This window comes from Nonomuraea sp. NPDC050663 (assembly GCF_044456985.1).
In the GTDB taxonomy this organism is placed as follows: Bacteria; Actinomycetota; Actinomycetes; order Streptosporangiales; family Streptosporangiaceae; genus Nonomuraea.
In genome coordinates this window covers 75,023-93,532 of sequence record NZ_JBITGL010000011.1, presented here as the reverse complement: position 1 = coordinate 93,532, position 18,510 = coordinate 75,023, and the positions used below count along the sequence as shown (strand labels likewise).

Sequence of the window (18,510 nt, the reverse complement as noted above, 5' to 3'; positions counted from 1 at the left end):
TGCCCTGGTGACCCGGGACCCGCTGCCCCGATCGTGGGTGTCCCGATCATCGCCTACCAGGAGGAACATCCCCGTGAAGAGGACAGCGTTGCTGCTGAGCGCCATGCTCATCGGCGGCCTGCTGGCCGCGCCGCCCCCGGCGTCCGCCGCCCCCGCCAAACCCGCCGTGGCGAAGGTCAGGGCCGCCCCCGCCCGCTACGCCGGCGCCTGCCCCGTCACCGTGGGCTTCTCGGCGACCGTCGCCGCCCGCGGCACCGTGCGGTACCGCTGGGTGCGGGAGGACGGAAGCAGGAGCGCCATCAAGACCGTGCGGCCGGGCGCGTCGGGGAAGGCCGTGGTCAGGGACCGGCGCACGTTCGAGAGCTCCGCCTCGGGCTGGCAGGCCGTCCAGATCGTCGGGCGCAAGGGCCTGTCGGCCAAGGCGCGCTTCACGGTGGCGTGCGAGGGAGCGCCCGTCGTCTACACCACGGCCAGCCCGCTGCCCGCCGACACCGCCGGTCCCGTGGTGGCCGCCGCCGACGTCCAGGTGAGCCACGGCGGTACGGCCTGCCCGGTCACGCTGACCTTCACCGGCACCCTGCAGGTCTCGCGCACCCCGGCGCGGGTCTCCTACCGGTGGGTCGACAGCTCGTACGGCGAGAGCGGCGTGCGTCACCTGGACTTCCCGTCGGGAGGGCCACGGGTGCGCACCGTCACGCTGCCGATGACGGTGGAGACGTCGCGGAGCGGGTGGAAGGCCATCGACATCGTGGGCGCCGGGCACGATTCGCGCCGCGCCGTCTACGCGGTGACCTGCGGCCCCACCACACCGGCGCCCACGCCCTCCTCGACCCCGTCGCCTTCGGGAAGCCCGACGCCCTCGGGAAGCCCGACGCCTTCGGCAAGCCCGTCGCCGTCTGGAAGCCCGACGACATCGCCCACACCCACCCCCGGCGCCGCGATCCAGGTCAACACCAGCCTGTGGACACCGGGCGGCGACGCCAACCTCTGCCCGGTCGGCGGCATCACCGCCTACGCCGACCTCGTCTCGGACCGGCCCGCGACCGTCACCTACCGCTGGCTCGTCAACGGCGAGGCGCGCCCCGCCCAGACCGCCGCCTTCGGCGAACCCGGCAGGCGCACCGCCACCATCGGACCCCTGAGCGTCGACCGGACCACCGAGGTCACCGTCGAGCTCCAGGTCCTCGACCACAACCGGCCACGCTCGTCCATCACGAGGCAGGTCACGTGCTACGACGCCGTCGCGACCGGGATGGCGATCTCCCCGCAGAACTACGAGGGCGACTGCACGACCGACGCCGGCAAGCGGATCCGGATGAGCGCCGAGATCGCCGCCCGTGGCCGTACGGTCCGCTACCAGTGGCGCACCCGCGACGGCGCGGTCCTCGACGGCAAGACCCACGAGGTGAGCGTCAACGGCGCGACCACCGTCTCCGTCGTCGCAGAGCCCGGCCCGTCGAGCAACGGCTACCGGCTGCACATCGTGGAACCGGCCGCCGCCAAGGACTCGGCGACGGTCGACTTCGTGCACGACTGCTGGAACTCCACCGTCGCCTCCGTCCGCGCGACGAAGACCGGCGGCGGCTGGCCCGACTGCGGGCGCAAGCCCGTGGAGTACACGCTGTCGGCGCGTTTCCACACCAACCGGGCGGCTCCGACCCGCTACCGGTGGCTGCGCTCCAGCGACGCCACCGCAGGCCGCTGGGTCGCCGAGCCGTGGCAGCGGCTGACACCCGGGCACGGCGCCTCCACGCTGGTCGAATACCGCTGGAAGTCGTACCGGAGCGAGTCAGGCTCCTGGTACCTGGAGATCGACCGGCCGTACGCCAAGGTGACGGAGCCGGTGACGTTCGCCCACACCTGTCCCTAGCCGCGGGCGGTCTTCAGCGCCTCCTCGAAGGCGCCGAAGCGCGCCAGCTCCTCCGCGACGGGTTCGAGCACGTAGGCCGCGGACACCTCACCGACCGCGGCCTGCAGCGACCTGGCCGCCCGGCTCGCGCGCCGTCTCCCGCCGAGCCAGGCGGCCAGCCGCGACAGCAGGGCGACCAGCAGCCCCGCGACCGCGCCGCCGAGCAGCAGGACGGTCGGCCAGGGCAACTCGCCCACGGTCGGCGTGGGCGGCTCGGGCAGCTGCAGGTAGCCCATGGCGAACAGCACGCCCAGCCACACCACGCCCGCCACCATGGTCGCGAAGATCAGCCACTGCAGCAGGCCCACCGCCTTCCACCAGCGGGGGCGGCGCGCGGCCTCGACGGAGGTCTTGGCCACCGCCTTGTCGAGGGCGGCGGGCAACTCGCCCGCCCTGCTCGCCGCCGCCCGTCGCACCGCCGCGCCCCAGGCCACGGGCAGGCCCTCGCCCGCCTGGCCCGCGACGTCGCGGATCGCGGTGTCGACCTGCGCGGTCTGTACGGCGGAGGCGGCCGGGATCGAGCTGCGGCCGCCTCCCTCGACCCGCAACCGCCGCAGCGGATCGGGACGGAAGCGGCGCAACCACCGCGTGACGGGCCAGCCGGTGGCGGCGATAGCACGGTGCGTGTGGGCCTTGGCCACGGCGTTGACGACGAGAGGGACACCGGCGGCGTCGGACAGGGCGCGGGTGAGGCGCCTGTCGAGCCCGGCCGTGCGCTTGTCGAGGGCGGAGGTCGCCCGCTTGTCGGGAACCGCGGTCGTGCGCTTGTCGAGGGCCGCGGTGCTCTTGTCGCCCGCCTCCCCGCCGGAGGCCGTCACCGGGGCGAGGGTGTCGGCCGAGGCGGCGAGGGCGTCGGCGGCGGTGACCGTGTCGGCGGCGAGGCGCTCCGACCAGGCGCGGCGCTGCACCGTCCGGTCGGCGAGCAACGTGCGCAGCTCGCCGAGCCCCGCCCCGGTGCGGGCCGAGACGCCGAGCACCGGCACCCCCTCCAGCCCGTCGTCGGCGAGGAGGCGCCGCAGGTCTGCCAGGCACCGCTCGACCGCGTCGGGCGGAAGCCGGTCGACCTGGTTGAGCACGACCACCATGACGTCCCGGTGGCGCGCCAGCGGCCGCAGGTAGCGCGAGTGCACGGCGGCGTCGGCGTACTTCTGCGGATCGACCACCCATACCAGCAGGTCGACCAGCTCGACGAGCCGGTCGACCTCCAGCCGGTGCGACAGCTCGATCGAGTCGTGGTCGGGCAGGTCGAGCAGGATGAGCCCGTCGAGCCCGTCGCCGGCGACCTCGTGGCGGGCGGGCACCGCCAGCCAGTCGAGCAGCGGCCCTGACCCTTGCCCGTCCCACAGCGCGGCCTGGGCGGAGGAGGTCGTGGGGCGGCGCACGCCGACCTGGGCGAGCTCGGTGCCCGAGAGCACGTTGAACAGCGACGACTTGCCGCTGCCTGTGGCTCCGGCGAGGGCGGCCACGGTGTGGTCGACCGACAGGCTCCGCCGTACGCCCGCCCGGTCGGTCACCGCGAGCGCCCCGGAGACGGCCGTCGCGGGCAGCCGCCCGTCGGCGAGGTCGGCGGCCTGGGTCAGGGCGGTCAGCCGGTCGTCGAGCGAGGGGCCGTCCTTGCGCCGCAGGAGTTTCATCGGCCTTCCTCCGGACGCGGCAGCTCGGCGGTGACGGCGGAGGCGTCAGGCGGAGGCTCGGCGGTGACGGCGATGGCGTCAGGCGGAGGCCCGGCGGTGACGGTGGAGGCGCCAGGCGGCAGCTCCGCCCGGTGGTCGCGTACCGCACGGGCGGCCTCTCGCAGCGCGGGCGCCACCCCTTCCGGCGGCTCCAGCCCGTCGAGCAGCGCGTAGTAGCGAGCCGCCTCCATGTCGAGCAGTGCCCTCACCCGCTCCCTGAGGTCTTCGCGAGCCTTGGCCGTCAGCGTGCGCACGGCCTGGTCGCCGAAGACCGCCTCCAGCAGTTTCTGCGACAACACGCTGGTGCCGCCCGCGATCCCCACCTCGATCCCGGTCAGCCCTCCGGTGGAGGCGAAGACGGCCAGCATGAGCAGCAGCCCGGCCCCGTTGACCCCGAACGACGCGACCCTGGCGGTGGTGCGCCGCGAGGCGCCCTCTTCGCGCACGAGCTCCAGCACGTAGTCCTGCCATCCTCGGACCAGCGCCTCGGCGCGCTCGCCGACGTCGGGCGCGGCTCGGCCGAGGCGGGAGGCGGCGACGGCGCCGACGGAGTCGAGCAGGGCGGGCCCGCCGGGCGCGGCCGACCAGCCTTCGATCGCCCGCTCGGCCGCCTGGTCGGCGCTGCCCCTGATGAGGGTGACGACGCCGCTCTCCAGGGCGACCCGCAGCTTGGCGGAGGCGGCGGGCCTGCCGGTGAAGGCGCCGACGATGCGGTCGCGCAGCCGGCCGACCCTCGACTCCAGGGAGCGCATGAGGTCGCCGGTGCCGATGAAGTCCTGCCAGCGGGCCATCACCTCGCCTCGCAGCAGGGAGCCGTCGCGCAGTCCCTCGTCGAAGGCCGACATGCCGCTCCCGTAGGCGCCCGAGACGATGGAGCGCAGCCCTTCGAAGCCGTCCTGCTGCCGCTCGACGGCGTCGGCGAGCGCGGGCACCCTGGTCGACAGGCTGTCGAGCGCGCCGGAGAGGGTCTGGCGCACGATCCGCGCGCGTTCGGCGGCGTCGGCGGCCAGGTCGGTGAGCCAGGCGACGATGGGCTCGACGGACTCGCGCGGCAGCCTCGCCTTCTCGGTGGGCAGGGCGGCTTCCGGCACGGTGAACAGGGGCGTTCCGGCCAGGCCGTTGTCTTCCAGGAGGCGGCGCAGGTCGGCGGAGACGGCTTCGATGGCCTCGCCCGGCACCCGGTCGAGGACGACGGCCAGGGCGGTGGAACGTTCGCGTGCCGTACGGAGGAAACTCCACGGCACCTCGTCGGCGTAGCGGGCGGCGGTCGTGACGAACAACCACAGGTCGGCCGCCGCGAGCAGTTGCGCGGCCAGTTCGCGGTTGGCGGTGACCACGGAGTCGATGTCGGGCGCGTCGAGCAGGGCGAGGCCGGGCGCGAGGGCGGAGGCGACCGTGACGCGCAGGGTGCCGGGTTCGGAGCGTCCGGTGCTGCGCGGCAGGCCGGGCAGGACGTTCTGGGCCATGAACCAGGCCTCGTCGGAGGCGCTGACGACCAGGGTGGGCGAGAGGGTGGTGGGCCGGAGCACGCCCGGCTCGCAGACGTCGTCGCCCACCAGGGAGTTGACGAGCGTCGACTTGCCCGCCCCGGTGGATCCGCCGACGACGGCCAGCAGCGGCGCGTCGATGGCGCGCAGCCGTGGCAGCAGGTAGTCGTCGAGCTGCCCGGTCAGCTCGCGTGAAAGTGACCGCGAGGTCGCGGTGTCGCCGAATTCCAGCGGGAACAGCTCGCGGTCGAGGCGGCCCCGCAGCTCCTGCAACGCACCGAGCAGATCCATACCCCAAAACTACGCTGGCGGTTCCCTGAGGACGTAACCGACGCTGCGCAAAGTGTGGATCAATCGGGGTTCGACGTCGTCGACCTTGCGGCGCAGGTACGACACGTACGATTCCACGACGCCCGCGTCGCCGCCGAAGTCGTAGTTCCAGACGTGGTCGAGGATCTGCGCCTTCGACACCACCCGACCGGCGTTGGTCATGAAGTAGTGCAGCAGCTTGTACTCCGTCGGCGACAGCCGTACAGGACGGCCGGCCCGCCACACCTCGTGGGCGTCCTCGTCGAGCACGAGGTCGGCGACCTGGAGGCGCTGCCCTGGCACCAGCTCTCCCCTGGTACGGCGGAGCACGGCGCGGATGCGGGCCTGGACCTCCTCCAGGCTGAAGGGCTTGGTGACGTAGTCGTCCCCGATGCCGAGCCCGAGCAGCTTGTCCTCGGTGCCGTCGCGGGCGGTCAGGAAGACCACCGGGTTCGACAGGCGCTTGGCCACCTCGAAGCCGTCGAGGTCGGGCAGCATCACGTCGAGGACGACCAGGTCGGGCTGCATACGTTCGGCGACCTCGATGGCCTCGTAGCCGTCGGCGGCGGTGACCACGTCGAAGCCGGAGTAGCGAAGGCTGGCCGACAGCAGGTCGCGGATGCTCGGCTCGTCGTCGACCACGAGGATGAGCGCCTCAGTCATTCCAGCAGGGTGCCAAAGTCACCTGAGGGAAAGCTGAAGCCTCACTCCAAGGCGAGTGGGAGTTCGACGCGGAAGGTGGCGCCGGAGCCCGCGCGGCTGCTGACACTGACGGTGCCGTCGTGCGCCTCGACGAGGGCGTTGACGATGGCCAGGCCCAGGCCGCTGCCGCGGTCCTCGCCGGTGCGGCGCGAGCGGGCGGAGTCGGCGCGGTAGAAGCGCTCGAAGACCCGCTCGACCTGCTCGGGGGTGAGTCCGGGCCCCTTGTCGACGACCTCCAGGAAGACCCGGTCGCCGGTCAGGCCGACGCGGACGGTGACGGGGGTGGCCTCGGGGGTGTGCACCAGGGCGTTGGACATGAGGTTGCCGACGACCTGGCGCAGCCGTACCTCGTCGCCCGAGACGATGAGCGCGGCGCCGCCGACCACGTCGAGGCGGATGTCGCGGTCGGGCGCCAGGATGCGGGCGTCGTGGACGGCGTCGGCGGCCAGGGCGAGCATGTCGACGGGGCTCTTGCGCAGCGGCCGATGCTGGTCGACGCGGGCCAGCAGGAGCAGGTCGTCGACGAGCAGGCCCATGCGGGCGGCGGCCTCCTCGATGCGCTTGAGCATCGCGGCGGAGTCGGCGTCCGGGTTCTGCCTGGCGAACTCGGCGAAGCCGCGGATCGAGGTGAGCGGGGTGCGCAGCTCGTGGGAGGCGTCGGCGACGAAGCGCCGCATCCGGTCCTCCGAGCGCCTGGCGGCCTTCTCCGACTCCGAGCGGGCCTGGAAGGCCGACTCGATCTGGGCCAGCATGCTGTTGAAGGCCATCGAGAGGCGTCCGACCTCGGTGCGCGGGTCGCTGTCCGGCACGCGCCTGCCCAGGTCTCCCGCGGCGATGGCCTCGGCGGTGCGCTCGATCTCGTGCAGCGAGCGCATGCTGCGGCGCAGGGTCGCGACACCGACGACGGCCAGCACGGCGAGGATGACGCTGCCGCCGAGCACCTCGATGAGCACCAGCTGGCGGGTGATGTCGGAGACCTCACGCAGGTCCACCGCGACCAGGAGCTGAGACTCGCCGACGGGCATGAGCTTGGCCCGCCACTCGCCGCTGCCCGAGACGGCGCGGACGGTCACGTTCTCCCCCATGGCCGGCGGCAGGCCGGGCGGCGGCTGCGCGTCGACGTCGCGCAGCTCCTTCACCATCGACTCGCGCGTGCCGTCGGGGCGGACGAGCTGAACGACGACGTCCTCGGCCAGTAAATTCAGCTTCGGGTCGAACTTGTCGACCTTCAGCTGGGCCTTGTGCATGACCTGGTCGACCTGCAGGTCCACGCGCTCGATCAGGTACCCGTGCAGCATCGAGACGCTGGCCACGCCGATGAAGACCAGCCCCACCGACAGCAGGGCCAGCGTGAGCGCGGTCAGCTTGATCCGCAGGGGCAGCGCGCGCATCAGGAGTCCGGTGGGGTGCGCAGGACGTAACCCACGCCCCGCAGGGTGTGGATGAGCCGGGGATTGCGGTTGTCGATCTTGCGTCGGAGCACCGACACGTAGGACTCCACGATGCCCACCTCGCCGCGGAAGTCGTAGTCCCAGACGTGGTCGAGGATCTGCGGTTTGGACAGCACCCGCCCGGCGTTGGCCATGAAGTAGCGCAGCAGCTTGAACTCGGTCGGCGACAACGACACCGGCCGGCCGCCGCGCCAGACCTCGTGGCTCTCCTCGTCGAGCTCGATGTCGGCGAAGGTGATCCTGGGCGGCGGGCCGCCGTGGTCACCGCTCGTACGGCGCAGCACAGCGCGGATGCGCGCGACCGTCTCCTCCAGGCTGAAGGGCTTGGTGACGTAGTCGTCGCCGCCGATGGTCAGCCCGTGGATCTTGTCCTCGAGCGCGTCACGCGCGGTGAGATAGACCACAGGGGTCGCCGATCCGATGCTGCGCAGGCGGCGCACCACCTCGAAGCCATCCATGTCGGGCAGCATGACGTCGAGCACGACGAGGTCGGGCCGGTGGCGCTGCACGGCGTTGACCGCGTCCACGCCGTTCTTGGCCGTCGAGACGTCGAACCCCGCGAACTTCAGGCTCGCGGAGAGCAATTCGAGAATGTTCAGGTCGTCTTCGACGACCAGCAGTCGCGCTTCCATCGCCTACCAGCATGCCGTCAACCGGAGAGTGCTGGAACAATCCCCGCAATATGTTTGGCGATTGCCAGGCTAGACGTAGCCGCTGGAGAAGGGGCGTTTCTCACCAGAACGATCGGCCCGTGGACGTCGACGACGAAGTCGTCGACCATCCGGCCGTCGCGCGCGACCGCCTGAGCACGCACGCCTCCCTCGGCCCTGCGCAGGTCGGCGGCGGTGAGCGCGGGCACGTAGCGCTGGGCCGCGCGGACGAAGGCCCCCTTGACCAGCGAGCCGTACAGTTCCCTGACGCCGGTGCGCCAGTGCTGCCCGGCCAGCCGCCAGGTGCCCGGCCATCGCAGCGCGCGCAGGTCCATGACGGCGTTCGGGCCGACCAGCACCTCGCCGTCGATGTGACGGGTCAGGTGCACGCCCAGGAACGGGTACCTCGGGTCGGGAACCGGGTAGATCAGGCCCCTGACCAGGGATCTGGCGTGCTCGCCGAGGGAGAAGTACTCGCCCTTGAACGGCACGATCCGCACGTCGCCCTGGCGCCCGGCCATGGCCGCCACCCGGTCGGTGCCCAGGCCGGCGCAGACCACCAGGCGGTCGAAGGTGAAGCGGCGCATGGCCGCGACGAGCTCGACCTTGCCGGCCCGCTCGCGGATGGCCCGCACGGGGTGCGACAGCCGGACGGAGCCGCCCAGCTCGGCCACCTCGCGCGCGAGGCTGCGGGCGACGGCGGGGAAGTCGCAGATCGCCGTGTGCGGCGAGTGCAGCGCGGCCACGCCGACGGCGTGCGGCTCGATCTCGCGCAGCGCCAGCGCGTCGAGCTCGGTTAGCCCCGGCACGCCGTTGGCCCTGGCCCGGTCGGCCAGGGCGCGCAACCCCGACCGCTCGGCCGTCGTCGAGGCGACGACCAGCTTGCCGACCTCTTCGTACGGCAGGCGGTGCTCCTGGCAGTAGGCCCGCAGCAGCGCCACCCCCTCGCGGCACAGCCGCGCCTTCAGCGAGCCAGGCGTGTAGTAGATGCCGGCGTGCACCACTCCGCTGTTGTGGCCGGTCTGGTGGGCGCCGACCTGGTTCTCCTGCTCCAGCACGGTCACCACGGCGCCGCGGGTGCGCGCCAGCTCCCTGGCCACCGCGAGGCCGACGATCCCCGCGCCGACGACTGCGATCCTCTCCGTCACGGGGCCAGTCTGCCGACTTCGTGTGCTTTCAGGTGACCCTCGGCGGCCAGCCAGCGAAGTGTGTCCGAAATGGTGTCGAGGGTGGGGCGCAGCTTGAGTCCCTCGTGGTTGTCGGCGGGGACCATCGTGAGCATGAGGTCGGCGGCGTCGCGGGTGAGGGGATATTCGATGGGCACGGCCTTCTTGACCTGGTCGAGCCCGCTGCCCATCGCCCTCAGGAGGCCTCCTGGCACCTTGTACCTCCTGACCTTCCTGCCGAGGGCCTGCTCGCATAAGAGCGCCATCTCCGGCCAGGTCACGAAATTTCCGGCGAACATCAGCCGCCGCGGGGTTCCCGGACCGAAACACCCCGCCAGCGCCGTCGCCAGGTCCCGCACGTCGATCACGCACACCCCGCCCGGCACGATCGGCCAGCCCTGCCGCACGCCCGCCCTGATGCCCTCGTTCAGCGCGTCGAGCGTGGGCTGACCTGGACCGGCGACCCCGCCGGGATAGACGATCGTGACCCCGCCCAGACCGCGGGCGTAGGACTCCCCCGCCGCCTTCGAGCGGCCGTAGTCGTTGCGGGGGCTGGCCAACGGGCTGTCGACGGTGATCGTCGAGCTCGACGGCGGCACGAACACCGCCACCGTCGAGACGTGCACGACCGGGTCGAGGCCGAGCTCCACCGCCTGGCCCAGGACGTTCTGCAGCCCGAGCACGTTGGCGCCGTGCAGGTCGGCTCCACGTCCGGTCACGCCCATGTCGGCCGCCGCGTGCAGCACCGCGTCACAGGTGGCCAGCGCCCGCCGTACGGCATCGGCGTCGCGGATGTCGCCCTGCAGCACCTCCGGGGCGATCCGCCGGGCCCGCTCCGGGTTCCTCGCCAGCAGGACGCACTCGTGGCCCGCCTCCCGCAGGGCCGACACCGCGTGCGACCCGACGAAGCCCGTTCCGCCCGTCACCAGGACTCTCATGAGCAGAACCTAGCGCTTGCTAGACTCGTCGCGGAATCGAACATGAGTACGATGGTTCCATGTACGTGCCGCCCGAATGGCCGCAGGAGGTCAGGCCGCCCAGCGTGCCCGACTGGGAGACCTCGGCGGTGAACTGGTTGCTCGACGCCGTGCCGCCCGACTACCGGGCCTACGACGTGCTGCGCCGCCACCCGCTGGCGCTGGCGCGCATGGCGATCCACCACGTCGACGCCGCGGTCACGGCCGCGCGCGCCGGATACCGCGGCGCGCAGGTGGAGCTGAAGGGCCACCTGCCGCCCCACGCGATCGACGCCGTGCTCGACGTCTACCGCGAGGAGGGCCCCCGCCTGGTCAGGCTCGCCCGCTCGATCGAGGTGGTCGAGCGGGCGCTGCGCGGCGAGGGCTTCACCGCAACCCTGCGACAGCGGTCCTGAGCCTGACCACGTCGCGCTTGCGTGCCTCGTAGGTCGCGCCGACCACGATCAGCAGCAGGCCGCCCACGGCGATCGGGATCCACTTCGGCACCACGACCATCAGCTCGGCCACCCACGGCGACAACTCGCGCACCGCGACGACGCCAAGGGTGAGTGACCCGAGCACGACCGGCGCCTGCAGCCGCATGCGCGTGCCCGACACCACCACGGCCAGCGCCGCGGCGCCGAGCATCAGCGACCGGACCGGCGTGGGCTCGGCCAGCAGCGACGGGAGGAAGGTGAACAGCAGGCCGGTGCCGTAGGCGCGCCACGACGACAACTCGCGCGCGTGCCACCAGCCGATGCCCAGCAGCACCAGCGAGAAGGGCAGCGTGTAGGCCTCGACCACCTCGACGCCGTCGGCCCACAACCGCATCCACGACGCCGACAGCAGGAAGGCCGTGCCGAGGTAACCGATCGCCCGGTTGCGCACGGCGAAGCCGACGGCGATCGTGACCACGCCGACCCCGGCGCCCACCAGGCTCGCGGTGCGCAGGCCCGCCGCCTCGGCCACCGCGAACACCTCCGCCGCCGCCAGCCCGGCGGCCAGCGTGACCGCCAGGGGCTTGGCCCGCCCCACGTGAGCGGCGACCGCGGCCAGCACCGCGAGCAGCGGCAGCACGGCCAGCGTGGCGTCACGCTCGGCCAGCGACGTGACCGCCGCGATCGAGCCCAGGCCGGTCGCCACCGCCGCGAGCACCACGCCCGCCCCCGCTGGGCGCGGCCCAGGCCGCATCGCGACGGCGCCCGCCGCGAACGTCCCGGCGAGCAGGACGACCAGCTGCGCCCAGTACGGCAGGGCGACGGTGACGGGCACCGCCGCGACCACGACGGCTCCCGCGGCCACCCCGGCGGCCAGGATCCAGGGGCCGGGCACGCCCCGCACCTTCATGGCGGCCACGGCGACCGCTCCGGCCAGCAGCAGCGCCCCCAGCGCCATCGGCCGTGTCGTCACGATCGTGTTCCAGCCGTCCCAGGAGAAGATCACGTACTGGAGAGGCGAGGTGACCGCCTCCAGCACGACATCGATCACCACGAGCGCTGACAACCCGGCCAGGACCTGGGCGGGCGACACCTTGATCTTCCGGCTCCTGCCGTACTCACCCAGCAGCGCCAGCAGCGACGCGACGGCCAGCCCTGCCGCGCACGCCTCCGCCGTCCGCATCCCCGCGTGACCCAGCAGCGCCCACACCAGCCCGCCGCCCGCCAGGGCCGCGCCGACCAGCGCGGGCGTGCGGCGATGCAACGGCGCCCACAGGGCCAGCAGCAGCGCCAGGCAGGCATAGGTGGACCACTCCCCGGCCACCGCCCAGAGCACCGCCTCCCCGGCGCAGATGCCGGCCGCGAAGGCGAACTCCGGCCTCGTCCTGGCCAGGAAGGTGCACACCGCCGTGAGCGCCAGCGGCACGCCGACCAGGAACGCCAGGCCCACGGAGAAGCCCTGCAGCCCGATCGGCAGGCTCGGGGCGAACGCCGGCGCCGCCACCAGCCCGGCCGTCAGGCCCGCGCCCGCCACCCCCCACCACGCCTCGGAGCGGCGGCGCGTCAGCGCCCACGAGGCAGCCGCGAGCAGCAGGAACGCCACGACGGCCGGGCGTGCGGCGGGGACGGTGGACCAGCCGCCCGTGACGAGATGGGAGACCGGGACGAACAGGGCCTTCAGCACCGGCTCGGCGAGCGGCAGGACCGCGACCCCCGCCAGCACCGCACCAGAGATCATCCCGGCGCGCCGCAGCCCCGGGCGCAGCCTGGTCGCCGCCAGAGCGATCGCCAGCGCCGCGACCACGAACGGCAGCACCTGCCAGCCGTCAGGCAGCGCCGTACGCGGCAGAACTGCCAGGGCCGGCACGCCCGCCGCCGCAGCGAACGGGATCGCCACCTGGCCCGCCTTGGTGGCGTGCGCGGCGAACAACGCGACCGCCGCCAGCAGCAGGTAGGCCATGGCGTACGGCAGAGCCCCGGCCACGTTCGCCTCGCCGAGCGACAGCAGCGCGCCCAGCCACGCCACCGTCCACGTCAGGCACAGGCAGACCGCGGTCACGACCTCGACCGCACCCTTCCAGGCACGGTCACGGCCGCCGACGAAGAACCAGATCACCACGTCGACGGCGGCCGTGACCGCGAAGGCACCGCTCAGCAGCTCCTCCGACGGGCTGATCGCCGCCAGCGGCAAGGGGATCTGCGCCAGCACGATCGCGATCGGCAGGGGCGCCTTGAGCCTGGTGGCCCGCGCGTAACCCGCCGCCGCCGCCGCCACCAGGCCGATCAGCAGCGCCGCGTAATCGTCGCCGGCCATCCCCGGCAGCAGACCCACGCGCCTGGCCGCGTACCCGTCGAGCAGCAGCAGGGCCACACCCAGCACGCCGATCGTCTCGGCCGTCGCATTGAGCCCACGCTTGAGCAGCAGCAACGGCACCGCCAGCGTGATCGCCGTGAGCGCCGCCATGATCGCGCTGCGGCCCGCCAGTCCCAGGAAGCCCCAGCTGACCACGGTGAAGACGATCGCCGCCACCGCCATCAGCAGGCCGCCCAGGATGAGCAGCGTGTTCTGGGCCGTGCGCCGCGACACCTCAGGCCGGGGCGCCGGCGGGAGCGGCACCGGGCGCACGGGCTCCGGCATCCGGAGCGGTTGCTGCTGCCTGAGCAGGCCGATCAGCTCCACCCTGCGCCTGCCGAGCACCTCCTGCCTGGCGCGCAGCCTGGACAGCTCGGTGTCCACCTGCCACAACTCGGCCGCCGCGGGTCCCGTCAGGGTCAGCGCGCAGCGGGGGCAGGCGGGGGCGGCGGCGGGAAGGGCCGCACCACAATCGGGACAAACCGGTGACATGGTGCGAGCATGTCGCACGATCATTGCAGGGCGCTTGAGGATTCGTGCTCAATTCGCCCTAAGCACTTCAACGGGTGACCACCCCAGCGCACGCCAGCGTGTCCGGGCGTCAGCGTGTCCGGCGCGCCAGGAACACGATGACCCCGATCGCCCCCACGGCCGCCGCCACCCAGGTCAGCACGCCCCCGATCGACAAGCTCGCCCGCTGCACCGGCGTGTCCGCCGCCGCCTGCGCGGGCTGCGTCACCACCGGCACGGGCGAACTCGCCGACGCCTCCGGCAACGCCCGCTCGGGCACCGGCACCCTGTACACCGGACTCGCCGGCCCCTCGGTCCCCGTCAACAGCCCCTTGCCGTCACGCGTGAACGCGATCGACTCCGCCTGCTCCAACTGCGGCATCGACACCTGGGTGATCCTCTCCCCTTCGGCGTCGAAGATCGTGGCGGAAAAGTAGGTCCGCACCACATAACTGTTGCCGTCAGGCGCGTACGCCGCATCCGTCGCCATCAACGGCGCGCCGGCCACCCGCCGCAGCACATTCGACCGATCGGCCCGCAACCGCCTGGGCGCGGCGTAGACCCCACCGGAGAACTCCTTGGACACCACATACAACCGGCCGGTCCTCGGGTGCACCATGATCCCCTCGGCGTTACGCCCACCATCCTCGTAGCGGAAGCGGAACCGCGTCGCAGACACCACCGCGTCCTTCAACACGGCCGGCTCCATCACCCGATAGACCGACACATCGGGCCAGGCGCCATCGAGGTTGTCGCCGATGTCGGCGAACCACAACACCCCGCGACCCGTCTCCGGATCGGTCGAGGCCGCCATCGCCTCCCAATCACGCGCCTGCGCACCCCGCACCGTGAACCGCGCCTTCGTCCTGCCGTCCTCACCCACCGCGAAGAACTCGGGCGCGGCCGAGCTGTCGTTGTGCGTGTAGTAGACGCCCTCGTGCCCTGGAGAAAGGGCCAGACCGCTGGACTCGGTGATGCGCCTGTCCTTGAACGTGAACAGCCGCTCCTCATCATCGTCAGCGCCGCCCGTGGTGGCCTGAGCGGCCATGGGCGTCAGGCAGACCAGCACGGTGGCGATGAGCAACCGGGTCAGGACAGCCGCCGGCTGCCAGGTCATCGTCACGCCGCTCCCCCTCACCCATCACGGCGATTCAGTCCCAGGCTAGCGCGAGGTTCGACAGCCGGGCCCGAACGCAACGAACACCATCAAAGGCGGCGAGAGACGCCGGGCCCACTCGGGCCGAGCCTTTCGCTACTCGCCCCGACCCCACGCCCTTCCGGGCCCCTCGCCCCGAGCCCCCTGGTCCGCGCCCCTCACTCCGCCGCCCGCCGTGCCCTCTGCCCGCGCCCTCTGCCCGCGCCCTCAACCCCCGCCCTCAACCCCCGCCCTCAACCCCCGCCCTCAACCCCCGCCCTCAACCCCCGCCCTCAACCCCCGCCCTCAACCCCCGCCCTCAACCCGGGGCCTCAACCCCACGACCGAGCGCCCATCGCGCCCTCAGCTCCACGACCTCTTGCCCTCTCAACCCACGACGGCGGGTCGCTGCCAGAGGTCGTCCGCCCGCGCAGGACCAGGGGCGGGCGGGTGGGCGGGCGGGGGCGGGAAGGCGGGGGCGTTGTCACAGCCAGCCGTTGTGCCGGGCCGTGCGGGCGGCCTCGATGCGGTTGCGGGTGCCCGTCTTGCTGATCGCCGAGCTCAGATAGTTGCGCACCGTGCTCTCTGACAGGTGCAACCGCGAGGCGATGTCCGCCACCGTCGCCCCGTCGGCGGCCACGGCGAGGACCTCGCGCTCGCGGTCCGTGAGCGGGCTGGCCCCGGCGCTCAGCGCGGCGGCCGCGAGCGCAGGGTCGATGACCTTCTCGCCCGCCAGCACCTTCCTGACCGCCTGCGCGAGCTCCTCCACGGGTCCGTCCTTGACCAGGAACCCGGCGGCCCCCGCCTCCATGGCGCGGCGGAGGTAGCCCGGCCGCCCGAAGGTGGTCAGGATCAGCACCTGGCAAGAGGGCAGCCGGTCGCGCAGGTCGGCGGCGACGTCGAGTCCGCTGCGTCCTGGCATCTCGATGTCGAGCAGCGCCACGTCGGGCCGTTCGGCGAGGGCGGCGTCGAGCACCTCGTCGCCCGCCGCGATCTGGGCGACGATCTCGATGTCGGGTTCGAGCCCGAGCAGCAGCGCGAGGGCGCCGCGCATCATCCCTTGGTCTTCGGCCAGCAGCACTCTGATCACGGCAGCTCGATCCGTAGCAGGAATCCGTGGTCGCCGCTGGTGCGCAGGGTGCCGCCCGCGGCCTCGACTCGTTCGGCGAGGCCGCGCAGGCCGTGCCCGGAGGGGTGGGCGGGTGCTCCCGAGCCGTCGTCGTGGATCTCCAGCACGGTCCCATCTTCTCCGCTGCTCAGGCGGATGAGGCAGTGCTTCGCTCCGCTGTGCCGTACGACGTTGGTGACGCCTTCGCGCACGGCCCAGCCGAGGAGCGCGTCGAGTTCGGGCGCGTGCCGTACGGCGGGGGCGGTGACGGTGACGTCGATGCCCGCGTCGGCGAGGGCGTGGCGGGCGGAGTCGAGTTCGGCGGCCAGCCCGCGCCCGCGGTAGCCGGTGACGGCGGCGCGCACCTGGGTCAGCGCGTCGCGGCCGAGTTGTTCGATGTCGGCGGCCTGCGCGGCTGTCGCGGCGGGGTCGCGGGTGGCGAGCCTGCGGACGGCCTCGGCCTTGACGACCATGACCGACAGCGTGTGCCCGAGCAGGTCGTGCAGGTCGCGGGAGAAGCGCAGCCGCTCCTCGGCGACCGCGGCCAGCGCCAGTTTCTCGCGGGTCGCCTTGAGCTCCGCGATGGTTTCGTGAAGGTGGAGGATGACGGCCAGCACCGCTCCGGCGCCGAGTGTGCCCCAGCCGAACGCCATGATCTCGCCGAGCCCGCCGCCGTCGAGCCAGACCAGCAGCCCGGTCAGGGCGACGAACGGGAACATGACGCGGCTGAACAACCGGGGAGGCGCGGTCATCGCGCACCCCAGCCCGACGAGGGGGAACAGGTAGAACCACTCCTGTCCCCACGCGAATCCCGCGCCCACCACGACGGCGGCCAGCGCGATCAGGCAGGCCAGCGCATCGCGCCGCCGCCCGGCGAAGGCCAGCAGGACCAGCGCCGCGTAGAGCCCCACCGCCACGGCCAGCACCGTCCAGGCGAGCCAGGCCGGCTGGAAGGCGCCCAGAGCGGTGTCCCAGGCCGGTGCCAGCCCCAGGAAGACGAAGCCGACCAGCGGCTTGACGTCTGGCGGGCGGTAGTCCATCAGCTCAACCTAGCGCGGCGGTAGCCGAAGACCGCGTAGCCGCAGAAGATCACCAGCCACCCGCCGAGCACGACGAAGGCCATGGCCGACGGGCTGCCGCCCAGGACGATGTCCCAGGACAGCTCGGCGTAGCGGTTGGTCGGCGTCCAGCTCGCCAGCGTCGCCATCCAGCCGGGGAAGTCGGAGATGGGCAGCCAGAGCCCGCCCATGATGGCCAGCGCCAGGTTGAGCACGCTGTTGGCCAGCGGGGCCGCCTTGCCCGACAGCAGGAAGCCGTTGCCGAGCGCGAACAGCACGATCGGCGCCACCCCGAGCCACAGCAGCGTCCCGATCGACAACCACTGCCATGGGGCGAGCTCGACGCCCTTGACCAGGCCGCCGACGGTCAGCACCGCCACCACGGCGGGCAGCACCACCAGCATGCCGACCACGGCCCTGGACACCACGACCTGCACGGGCCCGAGCGGGGTCACCCGCAGTTGACGCAGCCAGCCCACGGCGGCGTCCTCGGCGACCCCCGAGCCGTTGTTGAAGGCCGCGCCGGACGCGCCGAAGGCCGCCATCGCGACGAGCATGTACAGCCCGCCGTCCTCGTCGATGAGGCCCAGGCTGGAGAAAATCAGATACATCGCCACCGGCAGCGTGATCGCGATGACCATGTAGCCGCCGTCGCGGACCGTGCGCCGCAGTTCGAGCCCGATGTAGCCGAGCATCACGCCACCTCCGTCAGGGCCAGGAACGCCGACTCCAGGTCCACCCCGGTGACCTCCAGGTTGTGTACGGCACGCGCCCGCGCCAGCGCCATCACCGTGGCGTCGGCGTCGCGGGTGTGCAGCCTGGCCCGCTCGTTGCGGATCTCGACCTGGACCACGCCGGGCAGCCCGGCCAGCTCGGCCGCGGTCAGCTCCTTCATGTCGACGGCGACCGTGCTGCCGCCGACCACCTGCTTGATCTCGGCGCTGGTGCCGTCGGCGATGACCCGCCCCCGCGCGATCACCACCACCCGGTCGGCCTGCTCGTCGGCCTCCTCCAGATAGTGCGTGGAGAACAGCACCGTACGGCCGCGCTCGGCGAAGGCCCGCATGCCGGTCCAGAACCCCTGCCTGGCGCGCACGTCGAGCGCTGCGGTCGGCTCGTCGAGCACGATCAGCTCGGGGTCGCCCACGAGCGCCATCGCGAAGCGCACCCGCTGCACCTGCCCGCCGGAGAGCCGGTCGGCCCGGCGGTTGCCGAGCCCGTCGAGCCCGGCCAGCTCCAGCGCGTGGCCGACCGGCATGGGCGCGGGGTAGGCGCCGGCCACGCAGCCGACGAGCTCGCGTACGGTGACCCGTTCGATGAGCCGGCCTTCCTGCAGCATCGCCCCGACCTTGCCCTGCCGTACGGCCTGGACGGGGTCGAGCCCGGCCACCCGCGCCTGGCCGGAGTCGGGTTCGACCAGGCCGAGCATCATCCCGATGGTGGTGGACTTGCCCGCTCCGTTGGGCCCGAGCAGCGCGACCGTCTGGCCGCGCTCGATCGTCAGGTCCATCTCGTCGACGGCCCGCGCGCGGCCGTAGCTCTTGGTCAGCCCGTTCAGCTCAATCATGAGTTCAACGCTAGAAATACCGGCCGTTGTACGGCAGAG

At 72.8% G+C, this 18,510-nt stretch carries 15 protein-coding genes; 2 read left to right on the top strand and 13 right to left on the bottom strand.

The genetic code is table 11. The features are described 5' to 3' along the window. Nucleotides 1-73 precede the first annotated feature (73 nt). Nucleotides 74-1,870, top strand: a complete 1,797-nt coding sequence (locus tag ACIBH1_RS30930) for a hypothetical protein (RefSeq protein WP_397317485.1) — start codon at nucleotides 74-76, stop codon at nucleotides 1,868-1,870. Here ACIBH1_RS30930 and ACIBH1_RS30925 read toward each other — a convergent pair. The 7 genes from ACIBH1_RS30925 to ACIBH1_RS30895 are packed head-to-tail and all read right to left on the bottom strand — an operon-like array spanning nucleotide 1,867 to nucleotide 10,285. Beyond that, on the bottom strand, nucleotides 1,867-3,543 hold the full coding sequence (locus ACIBH1_RS30925) for a GTPase (RefSeq protein WP_397317484.1): 1,677 nt from the start codon (nucleotides 3,541-3,543) through the stop codon (nucleotides 1,867-1,869). The genes ACIBH1_RS30930 and ACIBH1_RS30925 overlap by 4 nt on opposite strands. After that, complete coding sequence (locus tag ACIBH1_RS30920; protein WP_397317483.1) at nucleotides 3,540-5,360, bottom strand: ABC transporter; 1,821 nt, start codon at nucleotides 5,358-5,360, stop codon at nucleotides 3,540-3,542. Before ACIBH1_RS30920 ends, ACIBH1_RS30925 begins: the two co-directional genes overlap by 4 nt. A 9-nt stretch (nucleotides 5,361-5,369) precedes the next feature. Further along, nucleotides 5,370-6,041, bottom strand: a complete 672-nt coding sequence (locus ACIBH1_RS30915) for a response regulator transcription factor (protein WP_397317482.1) — start codon at nucleotides 6,039-6,041, stop codon at nucleotides 5,370-5,372. A gap of 41 nt (nucleotides 6,042-6,082) precedes the next feature. After that, entirely contained in the window at nucleotides 6,083-7,471 is a 1,389-nt protein-coding gene (locus tag ACIBH1_RS30910) for a sensor histidine kinase (RefSeq protein WP_397317481.1), read from the bottom strand. Next, nucleotides 7,471-8,163 (bottom strand): response regulator transcription factor, encoded by a 693-nt coding sequence (locus ACIBH1_RS30905; protein WP_181614047.1) that lies wholly within the window; start codon nucleotides 8,161-8,163, stop codon nucleotides 7,471-7,473. The genes ACIBH1_RS30910 and ACIBH1_RS30905 overlap by 1 nt, the downstream gene beginning before the upstream one ends. Nucleotides 8,164-8,180: 17 nt before the next feature. Beyond that, complete coding sequence (gene lhgO, locus ACIBH1_RS30900) at nucleotides 8,181-9,329, bottom strand: L-2-hydroxyglutarate oxidase (RefSeq protein WP_397317480.1); 1,149 nt, start codon at nucleotides 9,327-9,329, stop codon at nucleotides 8,181-8,183. Further along, a complete protein-coding gene (locus tag ACIBH1_RS30895; protein ID WP_397317479.1) occupies nucleotides 9,326-10,285 on the bottom strand; it encodes an NAD-dependent epimerase/dehydratase family protein in 960 nt (319 codons plus the stop codon). Before ACIBH1_RS30895 ends, lhgO begins: the two co-directional genes overlap by 4 nt. Before the next feature lie 59 nt (nucleotides 10,286-10,344). Here ACIBH1_RS30895 and ACIBH1_RS30890 point away from each other — a divergent pair, with 59 nt between their 5' ends. Further along, on the top strand, nucleotides 10,345-10,719 hold the full coding sequence (locus ACIBH1_RS30890) for a hypothetical protein (RefSeq protein WP_397317478.1): 375 nt from the start codon (nucleotides 10,345-10,347) through the stop codon (nucleotides 10,717-10,719). On the opposite strand, the gene ACIBH1_RS30885 is transcribed toward ACIBH1_RS30890, so the two are convergent. The 6 genes from ACIBH1_RS30885 to ACIBH1_RS30860 form a co-directional block, all read right to left on the bottom strand. Next, nucleotides 10,691-13,585, bottom strand: coding sequence for an SCO7613 C-terminal domain-containing membrane protein (locus tag ACIBH1_RS30885; protein WP_397317477.1), 2,895 nt, complete (start codon nucleotides 13,583-13,585; stop codon nucleotides 10,691-10,693). The two genes, ACIBH1_RS30890 and ACIBH1_RS30885, sit on opposite strands and share 29 nt — an antisense overlap. Nucleotides 13,586-13,694: 109 nt before the next feature. Further along, nucleotides 13,695-14,720: a hypothetical protein gene (locus ACIBH1_RS30880; protein ID WP_397317648.1), complete on the bottom strand. Its 1,026-nt coding sequence runs from the start codon at nucleotides 14,718-14,720 to the stop codon at nucleotides 13,695-13,697. 502 nt (nucleotides 14,721-15,222) lie between these two features. After that, a complete protein-coding gene (locus ACIBH1_RS30875; protein WP_397317476.1) occupies nucleotides 15,223-15,828 on the bottom strand; it encodes a response regulator transcription factor in 606 nt (201 codons plus the stop codon). Further along, a complete protein-coding gene (locus ACIBH1_RS30870) occupies nucleotides 15,825-16,886 on the bottom strand; it encodes a sensor histidine kinase (RefSeq protein ID WP_397317475.1) in 1,062 nt (353 codons plus the stop codon). The genes ACIBH1_RS30875 and ACIBH1_RS30870 overlap by 4 nt, the downstream gene beginning before the upstream one ends. Next, nucleotides 16,886-17,599: an ABC transporter permease gene (locus ACIBH1_RS30865; RefSeq protein WP_397317474.1), complete on the bottom strand. Its 714-nt coding sequence runs from the start codon at nucleotides 17,597-17,599 to the stop codon at nucleotides 16,886-16,888. The genes ACIBH1_RS30870 and ACIBH1_RS30865 overlap by 1 nt, the downstream gene beginning before the upstream one ends. Continuing rightward, the gene (locus ACIBH1_RS30860) at nucleotides 17,599-18,471 is read right to left on the bottom strand and encodes an ABC transporter ATP-binding protein (protein ID WP_397317473.1); all 873 of its coding nucleotides are present in this window, start codon (nucleotides 18,469-18,471) and stop codon (nucleotides 17,599-17,601) included. Before ACIBH1_RS30860 ends, ACIBH1_RS30865 begins: the two co-directional genes overlap by 1 nt. Between the last annotated feature and the right edge of the window lie 39 nt (nucleotides 18,472-18,510).

Excerpts from the sequence above, each read along its gene's own strand:
- ACIBH1_RS30925 (WP_397317484.1), bottom strand. The coding sequence starts at position 3,543 with ATGAAACTCCTGCGGCGCAAGGACGGCCCCTCGCTCGACGACCGGCTG.
- ACIBH1_RS30920 (WP_397317483.1), bottom strand. The coding sequence starts at position 5,360 with ATGGATCTGCTCGGTGCGTTGCAGGAGCTGCGGGGCCGCCTCGACCGC.
- ACIBH1_RS30915 (WP_397317482.1), bottom strand. The coding sequence starts at position 6,041 with ATGACTGAGGCGCTCATCCTCGTGGTCGACGACGAGCCGAGCATCCGC.
- ACIBH1_RS30910 (WP_397317481.1), bottom strand. The coding sequence starts at position 7,471 with ATGCGCGCGCTGCCCCTGCGGATCAAGCTGACCGCGCTCACGCTGGCC.
- ACIBH1_RS30905 (WP_181614047.1), bottom strand. The coding sequence starts at position 8,163 with ATGGAAGCGCGACTGCTGGTCGTCGAAGACGACCTGAACATTCTCGAA.
- ACIBH1_RS30895 (WP_397317479.1), bottom strand. The coding sequence starts at position 10,285 with ATGAGAGTCCTGGTGACGGGCGGAACGGGCTTCGTCGGGTCGCACGCG.
- ACIBH1_RS30890 (WP_397317478.1), top strand. The coding sequence starts at position 10,345 with ATGTACGTGCCGCCCGAATGGCCGCAGGAGGTCAGGCCGCCCAGCGTG.
- ACIBH1_RS30885 (WP_397317477.1), bottom strand. The coding sequence starts at position 13,585 with ATGTCACCGGTTTGTCCCGATTGTGGTGCGGCCCTTCCCGCCGCCGCC.
- ACIBH1_RS30880 (WP_397317648.1), bottom strand. The coding sequence starts at position 14,720 with ATGACCTGGCAGCCGGCGGCTGTCCTGACCCGGTTGCTCATCGCCACC.
- ACIBH1_RS30870 (WP_397317475.1), bottom strand. The coding sequence starts at position 16,886 with ATGGACTACCGCCCGCCAGACGTCAAGCCGCTGGTCGGCTTCGTCTTC.
- ACIBH1_RS30865 (WP_397317474.1), bottom strand. The coding sequence starts at position 17,599 with ATGCTCGGCTACATCGGGCTCGAACTGCGGCGCACGGTCCGCGACGGC.
- ACIBH1_RS30860 (WP_397317473.1), bottom strand. The coding sequence starts at position 18,471 with ATGATTGAGCTGAACGGGCTGACCAAGAGCTACGGCCGCGCGCGGGCC.